Annotated in this window: 10 protein-coding genes; 6 read left to right on the top strand and 4 right to left on the bottom strand. The window is 51.2% G+C overall.

Annotated features, from left to right (window positions below):
• Positions 1 to 3: 3 nt before the first annotated feature.
• Both ssuC and ssuB read left to right on the top strand, forming a co-directional pair.
• Positions 4 to 795 (top strand): aliphatic sulfonate ABC transporter permease SsuC, encoded by a 792-nt coding sequence (gene ssuC, locus GE278_07720; protein QLK60657.1) that lies wholly within the window; start codon positions 4 to 6, stop codon positions 793 to 795.
• Entirely contained in the window at positions 792 to 1574 is a 783-nt protein-coding gene (ssuB, locus tag GE278_07715) for an aliphatic sulfonates ABC transporter ATP-binding protein (GenBank protein ID QLK60656.1), read from the top strand. The genes ssuC and ssuB overlap by 4 nt, the downstream gene beginning before the upstream one ends.
• 69 nt (positions 1575 to 1643) lie before the next feature.
• Here ssuB and pepN read toward each other — a convergent pair whose 3' ends face one another.
• Complete coding sequence (gene pepN, locus GE278_07710) at positions 1644 to 4259, bottom strand: aminopeptidase N (protein QLK60655.1); 2616 nt, start codon at positions 4257 to 4259, stop codon at positions 1644 to 1646.
• Positions 4260 to 4741: 482 nt separating this feature from the next.
• On the opposite strand from pepN, the gene pncB reads away from it, so the two are divergent.
• The 4 genes from pncB (at position 4742) to GE278_07690 (ending at position 10472) form a co-directional block, all read left to right on the top strand.
• On the top strand, positions 4742 to 5947 hold the full coding sequence (gene pncB, locus GE278_07705) for a nicotinate phosphoribosyltransferase (GenBank protein QLK60654.1): 1206 nt from the start codon (positions 4742 to 4744) through the stop codon (positions 5945 to 5947).
• Positions 5948 to 6223: 276 nt separating this feature from the next.
• Complete coding sequence (asnS, locus tag GE278_07700) at positions 6224 to 7624, top strand: asparagine--tRNA ligase (protein QLK60653.1); 1401 nt, start codon at positions 6224 to 6226, stop codon at positions 7622 to 7624.
• A gap of 303 nt (positions 7625 to 7927) precedes the next feature.
• Complete coding sequence (ompC, locus tag GE278_07695) at positions 7928 to 9037, top strand: porin OmpC (GenBank protein ID QLK63236.1); 1110 nt, start codon at positions 7928 to 7930, stop codon at positions 9035 to 9037.
• Positions 9038 to 9281: 244 nt separating this feature from the next.
• A complete protein-coding gene (locus tag GE278_07690; GenBank protein QLK60652.1) occupies positions 9282 to 10472 on the top strand; it encodes an aminotransferase class I/II-fold pyridoxal phosphate-dependent enzyme in 1191 nt (396 codons plus the stop codon).
• Between the two features lie 80 nt (positions 10473 to 10552).
• On the opposite strand, the gene GE278_07685 is transcribed toward GE278_07690, so the two are convergent.
• The 3 genes from GE278_07685 to ldtD form a co-directional block, all read right to left on the bottom strand.
• Positions 10553 to 11200, bottom strand: a complete 648-nt coding sequence (locus GE278_07685) for an MBL fold metallo-hydrolase (protein QLK60651.1) — start codon at positions 11198 to 11200, stop codon at positions 10553 to 10555.
• Between the two features lie 51 nt (positions 11201 to 11251).
• Positions 11252 to 11803 carry a DUF882 domain-containing protein gene (locus GE278_07680; protein QLK60650.1) on the bottom strand — a complete coding sequence of 184 codons (552 nt, stop codon included), beginning with the start codon at positions 11801 to 11803 and terminating at the stop codon, positions 11252 to 11254.
• Positions 11804 to 11980: 177 nt separating this feature from the next.
• Positions 11981 to 13831: a L,D-transpeptidase gene (gene ldtD / locus GE278_07675; GenBank protein QLK60649.1), complete on the bottom strand. Its 1851-nt coding sequence runs from the start codon at positions 13829 to 13831 to the stop codon at positions 11981 to 11983.
• Positions 13832 to 14187 lie beyond the last annotated feature (356 nt).

Raw genomic sequence — 14187 nt, 5'->3', positions numbered from 1 at the left:
GATATGACCTCATCACAACGCTGGTTAAATCGTATTTTGCCGTGGATTGTGCCGGTCGCGCTGATTGGCGGCTGGCAGTTGGCCGTCGAAGCAGGCTGGTTATCCAATCGAATTCTTCCGGCGCCCAGCGCGGTGGTTGAGGCGTTCTGGACATTGGCGAAGAGTGGCGATCTGTGGCAAAACCTGAAAATCAGCACCTTCCGCGCACTGACCGGTTTTGCCATCGGCGGCAGCCTGGGTTTGCTGCTCGGCTTCATTACCGGACTTTCACGCTGGGGCGAGCGCCTGCTCGACAGCTCCCTGCAAATGCTGCGCAACATTCCCCATCTGGCCCTGATCCCATTGGTGATTTTATGGTTTGGCATTGATGAAACCGCCAAAATTTTCCTGGTAGCGCTGGGCACGTTGTTCCCGATTTATCTCAACACCTATCACGGTATTCGCAATATTGACCGCGGTCTGCTGGAGATGTCGCGCAGCTACGGCTTGTCCGGTTTCCCGCTTTTCATTCAGGTAGTTTTACCAGGCGCGCTGCCGTCGATTATGGTTGGCGTGCGCTTTGCGCTCGGGTTCATGTGGCTGACGTTGATCGTCGCCGAAACTATTTCAGCGAATTCTGGCATCGGTTATCTGGCAATGAATGCCCGCGAATTTTTACAAACTGACGTTGTGGTAGTTGCCATCGTGCTGTACGCAATTCTTGGCAAACTGGCCGATATTTTAGCCCGCCAGCTGGAAAGTGTCTGGCTGCGCTGGCACCCCGCTTATCAGAAAAAACAAGGAGACGCTGCATGAGCGCCCCTGCACGTATCCCGCAAGGCACGCCGGTCACGCTATCCGGGATCACTAAAAAGTACGGCAATCGTACCGTGCTCAATGACATTAATCTGCGCATCCCGCCCGGCCAGTTTGTAGCGGTAGTTGGCCGTAGTGGCTGCGGAAAAAGTACGTTATTACGCCTGCTCGCCGGGCTGGAAAAAACCACCCACGGCGAACTGCTCAGCGCCAGCGCCCCGCTGAGTCAGGTGCGCGATGATACGCGGCTGATGTTTCAGGACGACCGCCTGCTGCCGTGGAAGAAAGTGATTGATAACGTCGGATTAGGTTTAAAAGGCAAATGGCGTGAAGCCGCGCTGGCGGCTTTGGAAGAAGTCGGACTGGCGGATCGCGCCGAGGAATGGCCTTCAGCACTGTCAGGCGGACAAAAGCAGCGCGTGGCCCTGGCGCGTGCGTTAATCCATCGCCCTCGCCTGTTGTTACTGGATGAACCGCTCGGTGCGCTGGATGCCCTGACGCGCATCGAAATGCAAAGTTTGATCGAACGCTTGTGGCAACAGCATGATTTTACCGTGCTGCTGGTGACACATGATGTGAGTGAAGCAGTGACGGTCGCCGACAGGGTGATCCTTATTGATCAGGGGCAGATTGGGATGGATTTGACCGTAGATTTACCGCGTCCACGCCGTAAGAGTTCGGCAAGACTGGCAGAGCTGGAAGCAGAAGTGCTGGAGCGCGTTCTCACGCCACAGCCCGCTCAGACAGCTTCATCGGAGGCGAAACGCGCGCAGCGATAACTTTTTTAGAGATCTTTGAATATAAAAAGGGCGATGTTTCCATCGCCCTTTGCCATTTATACTTTTTGATTACGCGTCTAACGCTTTAGTGATTTTCTCGAACAAATCACCGGACAGGTTTTCCAGCCCTTTCAGCTGTTCCAACGCCTTGCGCATCTGCGCCTGACGGCCTGCATCATAACGTTTAAGACGAATCAACGGCTCGATCATACGTGCCGCCACCTGTGGGTTACGGGTGTTTAGATCTGTCAGCATTTCGGTCAGGAACTGATAACCGCTGCCGTCCGCTGCATGGAACGCAGAAGGATTGGCAGACGCAAATGCGCCGATAAGGGAACGTACGCGGTTCGGGTTACCCATACTGAACGAACGGTGATTGAGCAATGAACGCACTTTCTGCAGAACGTCGGCGGCCGGGCTGGTGGCTTGCAGGATAAACCATTTATCCATCACCAGACCGTCATGATGCCAGCGCTCATCGTAAGCCGCCATCAGCGCCTCACGGCAAGGCAGTTGCGCAGAAACCGCCGCAGACATCGCGGCCAGAGAATCGGTCATGTTGTCTGCCTGCTCAAACTGGGTTTTCACCAGCTGATCGGCCAGCGTCACATCGGCGAAGGCCAGATAGCGCAGGCAGGTGTTACGCAGGGTACGTTTACCGATATCCTCATGTACCACCCGATAGCCAGGCAGACGGTTGGCGTTATAAACGGCAAGGAACTCATCGGCCATTTCAGTCGCCAGACAGCGGGTAATCGCTTCATGCACGGCGCTTATCGCTTCCGGATCGATAATATCAAACAGTTCGGCGATTTCGTTATCCGACGGCAACGTGAGGATTTGCGCCGCCAGTCCCGGGTCGATGTTCTCATCCAGCAATACTGCGCGGAACGCATCAGCCACATGAAGTGGCAGAGACAACGGCTGTTTTTGCTGATGACGCGCAACGTTCAGTTTGATGTAAATCGCCAGCAGGCTTTGCGCCGCATCCCAGCGGGCGAAATCGTTACGCGCGTACTTCATCAGGAAAGTCAGCTGATGATCGCCCCACTTGTAATCGAGTTTCACCGGTGCGGAGAATTCACGTAATAAAGAAGGCACCGGCGGCGCTTTCACGTCTTCGAAGATGAAGGTCTGCTCCGCTTCGGTGACGTTGAGCACGTTGCTGACAATCTGACCATCCTGCTTCAATACAATGACGTTGCCCTGCGGGTCATACAGCTCGATATCCAGCGGAATATGCAGCGGCAGCTTTTCGGTCTGATCCGGCGTCGGCGGGGTTTTCTGGCTGACGGTCAGAGTGTACTGCTGCTTTTCTACATCATAATCGTCACGTACGGTAAGCACCGGCGTACCGGACTGGCTGTACCAGCGGCGGAACAGCGATAAATCGACATTGGATGCATCTTCCATCGCCTGTACGAAATCATCACAGGTCGCTGCGCTGCCGTCATGACGTTCGAAATACAGCTGAATACCGGCCTGGAATTTCTCTTCGCCCAGCAGAGTATGCAGCATACGGATGACTTCAGAACCTTTCTCATACACCGTCAGGGTGTAGAAGTTATTCATTTCGATGACTTTATCCGGGCGGATCGGGTGCGCCATCGGGCTGGCATCTTCAGAGAACTGCGCGCCACGCATTACGCGGACGTTATCGATACGGTTGACCGAGCGCGAACCGAGGTCGGAGCTGAATTCCTGATCGCGGAAAACAGTCAGGCCTTCTTTCAGGCTGAGCTGGAACCAGTCGCGGCAGGTCACGCGGTTACCGGTCCAGTTATGGAAGTATTCATGGCCGATCACCGCTTCAATACCGAGGTAATCTTTGTCGGTGGCGGTTTCGGCTTTCGCCAGCACGTATTTGGAGTTAAAGACGTTAAGGCCTTTGTTTTCCATCGCGCCCATATTGAAGAAATCAACGGCGACAATCATAAAGATATCAAGATCGTATTCGAGATTGAAACGGGTTTCGTCCCATTTCATTGACTGTTTCAGGGATTCCATCGCCCAGCCAGCACGGTCCAGATTGCCGCGGTCAACAAACAATTCCAGCGCCACGTCACGGCCTGAACGGGTTTTGAAGGTATCGCGCAGTACGTCGAAATCACCCGCCACCAGCGCAAACAGGTAGCAAGGTTTAGGGAACGGATCCTGCCATTTGATCCAATGCTTTCCGCCTTCCAGTTCGCCCTGATCGATACGGTTTCCGTTCGACAGGAGGTACGGGTAGCGGGCTTTATCGGCAACGATGCGGGTGGAGAAACGCGCCAGCACATCGGGACGGTCGAGATAATAGGTAATGTGGCGGAAACCTTCGGCCTCACACTGGGTACACAGTGCTTCGCCTGACAGGTAGAGCCCTTCCAGCGCGGTGTTTTTCGCCGGATAAATTTCATTGACGATTGCCAGCTCAAACGCTTCCGGCAGACCGTCGATCACCAGAGTCCCCTCCTGCAACTGATACTTCGGCCAGTCCTGACCGTTGATTTTCAGACTGACCAGCTGGAGGTCTTCACCATTGAGCGTCAGGGAAGCGCCTTCTGCGCCCAAACGTTTGATCTGGCTGATAGCCGTCACAACCGTCTTCTGTGCATCAAGCTCGAAATTAAGGTCGATATCCGTGATGGTGTAGTCCGGCGCACGATAATCGTGGCGGAACTTGGCTTGCGGCAGTTGAGTCATAAAAAACCTTTTGGCGTTTTCATAGTTTATGGTGATGACGATTTATGGCGTTGAAGGATGTTCTTGTCATCAGCACAGGGCTGCACAGAACCTGAGGCGACCTTCATACTTTCTCTCTAAACTCTAACACAGGCATCAGGAAATCCCAGATTGTTGCAAGGTTGTGAGTTCGTATGCGCACCTTTCAACCAAAACACAGAGTTTTGTTCGCGCAGCCCTCAGTGAAGGCTTATCCGCATCACAAAATGTAATCAATTTGTGCCTTATTTATTGCGTTAATTAGCTTAAATCGCCGTACACCCCGCCTGTGAGCACATTTTGGCCTCGACCCATCACGGACTATTATGATGTGATGAGGGTTCTTTGGCGGGATATTACGGTATACTTCACAGACTTTTGCTGTTTTATTCAGAACGTTTTTATTACGGAACGGTTGTTTGTGTTCAAACACTCAGTTTCTGACGAGGATGCTGTAAAGCGCTATGACTCCATACGCCTCCCCGATTTTGACTTCGCTGTTAGATACCGATGCCTACAAGCTTCATATGCAGCAAGCGGTTTTCCATCGTTATCACAGCATCAGCGTGGTAGCAGAGTTCCGTTGCCGCGGAGATGAACTGCTTGGCGAATACGCCGGCGAAATCCGTCAGCAAATCCAGTTGATGAGCGAACTGGCGCTGACCGACGATGAGTTCACCTACCTCTCCGGGCTGCCTTTCTTCACAAAGGACTATCTCAGCTGGCTTAAAGCGTTCCGCTATAATCCGGAACATGTCACCGTTTCCGACCGCGACGGACATCTGCACGTGCGCATCGAAGGGCCGTGGCGTGAAGTGATCATGTGGGAAGTGCCGCTGCTGGCAGTGATCAGCGAAGTGGTACATCGCCATCGCTCGCCGCAAATCACCGCGCAAATGGCGGTCGAACAGCTGCGTAAAAATCTGGTCAGCTTTAATGAGCAGGCCTCAGATATCGATCTTTCCGCTTTCCGACTGATGGATTTCGGTACGCGCCGCCGTTTCTCGGGCGAGGTGCAGGAAGCCATTGTCAGTACGCTTAAAAATGAGTTCCCTTATCTGGTCGGTACCAGCAACTACGATCTCGCCCATAAGTTGCAGCTGGCACCCGTCGGAACGCAGGCACACGAATGGTTTCAGGCGCATCAGCAAATCAGCCCGGTGCTGGCTAACAGTCAGCGCGCGGCGTTACAAGCCTGGCTGGACGAATATCCTGATCAACTCGGTATCGCCCTCACTGACTGCATAACCATGGATGCTTTCCTGCGTGATTTCGGACCGAAATTCGCCAACGCCTATCAGGGCCTGCGCCATGATTCGGGGGATCCGTTTGAGTGGGGTGAAAAAGCCATCGCGCATTATCAGGCGCTGGATATTGATCCGATGACCAAGACGCTGGTGTTCTCAGATAATCTCGACCTGGATAAGGCGCTGCATTTATATCGCCATTTCCACAAACGGGTGAATTTGGTATTCGGCATCGGTACGCGCCTGACCTGTAATATCCCCGGTGTGAAACCGCTGAATATCGTCATTAAGCTGGTGCAGTGTAATGGTAAGCCGGTGGCAAAACTTTCCGACAGCCCGGGTAAAACCATCTGTCAGGATAAAGCGTTTGTGAAAGCGCTGCGAAAAGCATTTGATCTGCCGCTGGTCAAAAAAGCCTCCTGATTCTTCGCTAAGTGCCGGAGAATGACTTCCGGCGCTTTGCTGCTTTTTCATCCCTATTATTTCTTTCCTTTATATAGATGATATTCAATTCGCTCGGCTTTCATTCATTCCTTCAATAATTTTCGCCTATCCCAGCCTCTGCCTGACAATTCTTGCGCCGCGACGTCGATTTCTGCTTGTGTCCTGAGAAAGGCTAAGTAACATAGCAAAATCCCTTTTTATAGGGTGTCCATTATTTCTTAGTCACCATCTGTATATAAAGAAAGAGAGAAATCTATGAGCGTTGTGCCTGTAGTCGACGTACTGCAAGGCCGTGCTGCGGTTGACAGTGAAGTCACCGTACGCGGTTGGGTACGTACCCGGAGAGATTCTAAAGCTGGTATCTCATTCCTCGCCGTTTATGACGGCTCCTGCTTTAATCCATTACAGGCCGTCGTCAATAATTCTCTGCCCAATTATCAGGATGAGGTTCTGCACCTGACGACCGGCTGTTCTGTTGAAGTCACCGGTACTGTTGTCGCCTCCCCTGGCGAAGGCCAGAGCTTTGAGCTGCAGGCGACTGCCATTAAAGTGGTCGGCTGGGTGGATGATCCTGATACATATCCGATGGCGGCTAAACGTCACAGCATCGAATATCTGCGTGAAGTGGCCCACCTGCGTCCACGCACTAACCTGATTGGCGCGGTGGCCCGCGTGCGTAACACACTGTCTCAGGCAATTCATCGTTTCTATCATGAAAACGGCTACTTCTGGGTATCGACGCCGCTGATTACAGCCTCCGATACCGAAGGTGCTGGTGAGATGTTCCGCGTATCCACGCTGGATCTGCAGAACCTGCCGCGTACCGATAAAGGTGAGATCGATTTCAGCGAAGACTTCTTCGGTAAAGAATCCTTCCTGACCGTTTCCGGGCAGCTGAACGGCGAAGCTTACGCTTGTGCGCTGTCTAAGGTTTACACTTTCGGGCCGACGTTCCGTGCAGAAAACTCCAACACCAGCCGTCACCTCGCTGAGTTCTGGATGGTTGAGCCAGAAGTGGCCTTTGCCACACTGGACGATATCGCATCTCTTGCTGAAAACATGCTTAAGTATGTTTTCCAGGCTGTGTTGAACGAACGTTCAGACGATATGGCCTTTTTTGCTGAACGCGTAGACAAAGATGCGGTAGCCCGCCTTGAGCGTTTTGTAACCTCTGATTTCGCGCAGGTGGATTACACCGAAGCAGTAGAGATCCTAATGAATTGCGGCCAGAAGTTTGAGAACGCCGTTTCATGGGGTGTCGATCTTTCTTCAGAACACGAACGTTATCTTGCTGAGCAACATTTTAAAGCGCCTGTGGTGGTGAAAAACTATCCGAAAGATATCAAGTCCTTCTACATGCGTTTGAACGATGATGGCAAAACTGTGGCGGCGATGGACGTACTAGCACCGGGCATCGGTGAGATCATCGGCGGTTCTCAGCGTGAAGAACGTCTGGATGTATTGGACGCGAGAATGGTCGAAATGGGACTTAAAACTGAAGATTATTGGTGGTATCGCGATCTTCGTCGTTACGGCACTGTGCCACACTCCGGTTTCGGTTTGGGCTTTGAACGTTTAGTCGCTTATGTGACCGGCGTACAGAACGTCCGGGACGTGATTCCGTTCCCACGCACACCACGTAATGCAACCTTCTAATTAATTAAACTATTTTTAATTAACAAAAAGATTACAAAACTAAGGCCAGCATTGCTGGCCTTAGTCATTTTTAAAAATAGATCCCCGTCACAAAGTTCCCTAAAATACACATTTTGTAATACATTCTTTCTCGCTGAAACATATTTAGTAATTTAGTAGCATTTTCGCTGTAGATTAAGCGAACCTCGGATGGAATAGTGCGTTCAGACACAGGAGACACCAAACTTTCATGAATAGTTCCCCAAAGAATTATTGACGGCAGTGGCAGGTGTCCGAATAAAACCAATGAGGGTAATAATAATGATGAAGCGCAACATTCTTGCAGTAGTAATCCCAGCTCTGTTAGTCGCTGGTGCAGCTAATGCAGCAGAAATCTATAACAAAGACGGCAACAAACTGGATTTGTACGGTAAAGTTGACGCACGCCATAACTTCTCTGACAACGCTGGTGATGATGGCGACCAGACCTATGTTCGTTTCGGCTTCAAAGGCGAAACTCAAATTACTGACCAACTGACCGGTTACGGCCAGTGGGAATACAACGTTCAGGCTAACCATGCAGAAAGCGCTGGCGACGAAGGCAACAAAACTCGTCTGGGCTTCGCAGGTCTGAAATTCGGTGATGCAGGTTCATTCGACTACGGTCGTAACTACGGCGTAATCTACGACGTAATGTCCTACACCGACCAATTGCCAATCTTTGGCGATGACACCATGTACCAAAACAACGACAACTTCATGATTGGTCGTTCTAATGGCGTGGCAACTTACCGTAACAGCAACTTCTTCGGTCTGGTTGACGGCCTGAGCTTTGCTGTACAGTACCAGGGCAAAAACGACGAAGGTCGTGACGGTCGTGGCGCAGTTGACTCCAACGGCGACGGCTGGGGTACTTCTGCTGCATACGCACTGGGCAACTCTGGTGTTAGCCTGACGGGTGCTTACTTCTCCTCTAACCGTACCTCTACTCAGAAAACTGATGGTACTGGTGACAAAGCTGACGCATACGCATTCGGCGCGAAATACGACGCTAACAACCTGTACCTGGCAACCTTCTACGGTGAATCACGTAACACCACTGATTACGGCAACCCAGATGCGATTGCTAACAAAACTCAGAACTTCGAAGTGGTTGCACAGTACCAGTTCGACTTCGGCCTGCGTCCATCCATCGCTTACCTGCAATCTAAAGGTAAGAGCCTGAATGGCTTCACTAACAACGGCGCAACTTACGCTGGCGGCGATGCTGACCTGGTTAAATACGTAGAAGTTGGTACTTACTACTACTTCAACAAAAACATGTCTACCTACGTTGACTATAAAATCAACCTGCTGGACGACAACAGCTACACCAAAGCAGCCGGTCGCAGCACCGACGACGTTGTTGGTGTTGGCTTGCAATACCAGTTCTAATATCGCTTAACGATGCGCTTACGGGCGCATCAAAGTGGATATCAAGGCAGAGCTTCGGCTCTGCCTTTTGCATTTTTCATCTACTGAAAACCCGCTTTTCCAAGCCCTTCTCATAAAATATTTTAATCTCGGATTCGCCTTCACAACTCTGCTTACTTTTTCCCGCAAACGGTTGGCAAAACGGCCGCTCTGGCGTTACCCTTAAGGCCTCTTTCGTACTATCAGGCTAATGGAAGTTTCCAACATGTTTGAAAAAATCACTGCAGCACCTGCCGACCCAATTCTGGGCCTTTCCGATCTTTTCCGCGCTGACGACCGCTCTGATAAAATCAATCTTGGAATTGGTGTTTATAAAGATGAGACAGGTAAAACGCCGGTTCTGGCCAGCGTGAAGAAAGCCGAACAATTTCTGTTGGAAAATGAAACGACCAAAACCTATCTGAGCATCGACGGATTGCCTGATTTTGCGCACTGCACACAGGAACTGCTGTTCGGCAAAGACAGCGCAGTGATCGCTGAAAAACGGGCCCGCACCGCCCAAACTCCCGGCGGCACCGGCGCATTGCGTATCGCAGCAGATTTTATCGCCACCCAAACCAGCGCTAAACGCGTATGGGTTAGCAACCCAAGCTGGCCTAACCATAAAAGCGTATTTAATGCTGCAGGTCTTGAAGTGGCTGAATACAACTATTATGACGCGCAGGACCACTCCCTTGATTTCGACGGTATGCTTAAGAGCCTGAGTGAAGCACAAGCGGGTGACGTAGTGCTATTCCACGGGTGCTGCCATAACCCAACCGGTATCGATCCTACGCAGGAACAGTGGTCCCAGCTGGCAGAATTGTCTGTCTCGAAAGGCTGGTTGCCGCTGTTTGACTTCGCCTATCAGGGCTTTGCGAAAGGTCTGGAAGAAGATGCGGGTGGCCTGCGTCTGTTCGTGGCAAAACACAAAGAATTACTGGTTGCCAGCTCCTACTCGAAAAACTTCGGTTTGTATAACGAACGTGTGGGTGCCTGTACGATTGTGGCATCTGATGCCGAAACTGCCGACCGCGCGTTCAGCCAGGTGAAATCCGTTATCCGTGCAAACTACTCTAACCCACCGGCACACGGCGCAGCCGTCGTGGCGACCATACTGGGTAACCCATCACTGCGCGCGCTGTGGGAGCAGGAACTGAGTGACATGCGTCAGCGTATTCACCGCATGCGCCAGTTGTTCGTCACAACCTTGCAGGAAAAAGGCGCGAAACAGGACTTCAGCTTTATTATTAATCAGAACGGTATGTTCTCATTCAGCGGCCTGACCAAAGATCAGGTCCTGCGTTTGCGTGATGAATTCGGTGTTTACGCGGTGAACTCCGGACGCATTAACGTAGCCGGTATTACGCTCGATAATATGGCACCGCTGTGTGAAGCCATCGTCGCTGTGCTGTAAAAGATAAGCAACCCTGTTCCATTAAAAAAGCCCGTCAGGAAACTGACGGGCTTTTTGCTGTTCGTGAGGCGGGAATTAAATCACCAGACCGGTAATTCATCCTGCAGGAAAGGATTGGTTTTACGTTCATAACCAAAATCTGACATCGGTCCGTGACCTGGGATAAACACGATGTCATCGCCCAGTGGTAATAATTTGGTTTTGATCGAATGGATCAGCGCCTGATGATCGCCCCGCGGGAAATCACTACGGCCAACGCCACCTTTAAATATGACGTCACCGGAAACGGCCAGACGCGCCTTATCATTAATGAAGACAATATGGCCCGGGGTATGCCCAGGACAATGCAGCACGGAAAGTTCTTCTTCTCCCACGCTGACGTTATCGCCCTCTTCCAGCCAGGTATCGGGCGTCAGCGGGTCACAATGATCTAATCCAAACATCTGACTTTGGGTTGGCAGTGCATCCAACAGGAATTGATCTTCTTTTTGCGGGCCAATCACCGGTACCTGATAATGTGCAGCCAATTCTGCAGCAGCACCAACGTGATCAAGATGACCGTGGGTCAGCAAAATTTGTGTGACCAGTACGCCCTGAGCGGAGACTTCGCGGATGATTTTAGCTGCTTCGCCGCCCGGATCGACAAGCGCGGCCTGATTGGTTTTAGTACACCAAATCAGTGAGCAATTTTGGCTGAACGCCGTGACGGTAATGAGATGGGTTTTCATAAGGCTCCACAAAATGGCCTGTTCATTTGGGCAGGCCATTAATGACACACATCACCAGGTCCTTGCAGGGCCGGTATCGATGTGCACAAAGTTACTTCGTGGATAATATCCTACACCACCCATCCGCATTTTTAATGCTGCTTTGCGGATATTGCTCAGTTCGATGCCCTGAATGTGGAAATCCATCGCCTGACCCAGGGTGTGGTAGCTGTGCTTCGCCACGCCACTTCCCGGTTCACGCATGCTGTTATTAGTCGCCAGCGAGCGGTAGCCAGAAATCAACTGCACGGGTTTATTCGTTCCCCCGAGCATGACCTGTAAGCGATAGAGATGATCGAACAAAGCAGGGTCAATGGACTTCACCTTTTCTGCCCGATAGTCCCTGAACAAATGATTCAACCGGGCCAATTCATCCTTGTTGTAACGCTTTCCATCAAAAAACTCAGTTTTGAGGGTTTCGCCAGTATTAAGATTGTTAACGACCAAAATACGTGGACGAGGAGTGGAAAGAGTGGCGAACGCACGGCTCGGAAGCAATGCAATCCCCATAGCGGCACTGCCTAATGCCAGCCATTTACGGCGATGTTTGTCGATTTCATTCATGAACAGTTTACTATCCGGTAAGAGAGTCAAAAAGGTGCAATGCCAGCACCGCCTCGAACCTTAACTTCCTAAATTGGACGAGTCAAGGGACCCAAATAAGCAAAACGAGCGTGCCAGTGGCTCACGCTCGTTCAATGGCCAAATACTCAGACCTTTATCAGACTAGTTTTACTGCATTTATTGCAGTAGTTTTTCTGCCTGAGGCAAAATTTGTGCGCCGGATCTCACAGTAGAATCATAATTGTAAATATCTGTACGGAATTGCGGCTTACCATCCTCCGCTACCCACGCCGTCAGATAAAACAGTTTTACCGGTATGCGATGACGAATAGAAACGTAAGTCGTATTACCGCCCTGCAATGCAGAGGAAATACGCGTGTCATTCCAGCCAGCGTCCTGCAACAACATATTGGCCAGTTCAGAAGCTTTATTCACCCGAACACAACCTGAACTGAGCGCGCGAATATCTTTACTGAAAAGATTGTGATTTGGCGTGTCGTGCAGGTAGATAGCATCGGAACTTGGCATGTTGAATTTGTATCGACCAAGGGAGTTACTTGCGCCTGGTGCCTGACGAATGCGATATGGGAAATGGCTCGGTGACACCATGGCCCAGTCAATCATCGTCGGGTCGATTACTTCCGCATCATTACTCCAGCCGGATAACACCTGATAACCGTGCTGCTGGAAGTACGTCGGGTTATTGCGGGCTTTCGGCACAATATCTTCACGCACTAACGTCGTCGGCACGTTCCACGGTGGGTTCACCACCACGTTATTTAATGCACTACTCATCAGTGGCGTTTTACGGCTTGGACGGCCAACAATCACCCGCGATGACAACACTTCATTACCGTTGAGATAATACGTCAGCTGGTAGTTCGGAATGTTCACCATGATACCGGTGTTCACATTGCCCGGCAGAATACGCAACCGTTGAATGTTCAGCGCCAGCAAGGTGGCACGCAGCTGCGGAGATGAATTTAGCCACTGGCGCGTACGGGCACCGATAATGCCATCCGCTTCAAGCCCCTGCCATTTTTGAAAACGCTTAACGGCCTCGACCAGATCCGGCGTGTACTGATTGTTGGATACCACAACCGGTGTCGCCGGAGCCGGGCTTTCCGATGACTGTACCGTTGGCAGAACATCTTGTACTGAAGTCGCCGATGGGCTCACCGCAGGGGTGGCTGCCTGCGCTTTATCGGCGCTTTCATCCACCGATAGATCGTCATTTGCCGCACTACCTGGCACGTTTGGTGCGATGGTTTCATCCGTCGGCTTCGGCGCTTTGGCTTCCTCTGGCGTCGCAACCATCATGCCGGTGCGGTTGAGAATTTCACGCAGTGCAGGAATGTCGTCACTGATCTGATCTGGACGCAGGCTGGTTGCGCCAGTCATCACTGGCCACGGGCGGTTATCCGCCAGCATGGTTTTCAGTGCGTCGTGCATTTTTGCATAATAAGGATGTTGCGGTGTCAGCGTCGACAAGTACTGTGCCGTAGTGCCCTGACGCACAGCCAGCTGCCACTGATTAATGACCGTCAGCGGTGGTGTCGTCATTTTGTAAGGCACATTGCTGTAAAGCCAGGTATCGCCTTTGGCCTCTACGCTGCTGGTAAACTGCAAATAGCCCAGCATCGCATCAGAGAGGACGACATCGCGTGCCATGCCAGTGACGTCGGGATCCGTCAGCCATCTTACCCATTGTGTGAACTGCGGCTGAATACCGGAAATAGCCAGCTCAGCAAGCTGCTGCTGAAATATCTGGACGGTTTCCCTGTCCTTCCACATAGGCTGCATATGGTTTGATGCATACAGTGAAGAGAGGGAAGACAAATACAGCGGACGAATGCCTCGCGGTAATAGTTCAGCTTGCAGCTGGCTCATGCTCTGAACGCTGGAGAGCGTGGCAGTGCGCACCGGCATGGTCGGTACTGTCGCCCAGGCAGCAAACCACGGAGACAGGCCGCTTGCCAGCAGGCAGCTGGCCACTAAAAACTTGAGAGACCTTTGATTCATTAACATCTTCCTTTGCCTCCCGGTAAATTGCTCAATTTCATCCCCGAAATATTCCAGCGACTCTGCGATTAAGTATATAAAGAAAATTTATTTTTTGCGTAGAAACTCAATGAAATAGAGCCCTCGTCTGACTTAAAGACTCTAAGCCAGCAACCAGCCGAAATAAAGCTTTCATTAAAAAGTTTCCGTACTGTTTTCAGCAAGTCGCTTACATTTCACGCGGTGCGTCAGAAATGTCTCAGCAGATATAAGTAACCGACGATTATTCGCAATAAAACATAATTTAAGTGAATAAAAACCTGTAAAAAAAGCCCCGGCATTTTTAGCCAGGGCTTTTAAGATTCAGAAAAAATCTTGTCTGA

The organism is Enterobacteriaceae bacterium Kacie_13, from assembly GCA_013457415.1.
Lineage (GTDB): Bacteria > Pseudomonadota > Gammaproteobacteria > Enterobacterales > Enterobacteriaceae > Rahnella.
Note: the sequence above shows the minus strand (reverse complement) of the source record. Positions and strands in the feature narration are given on the sequence as shown.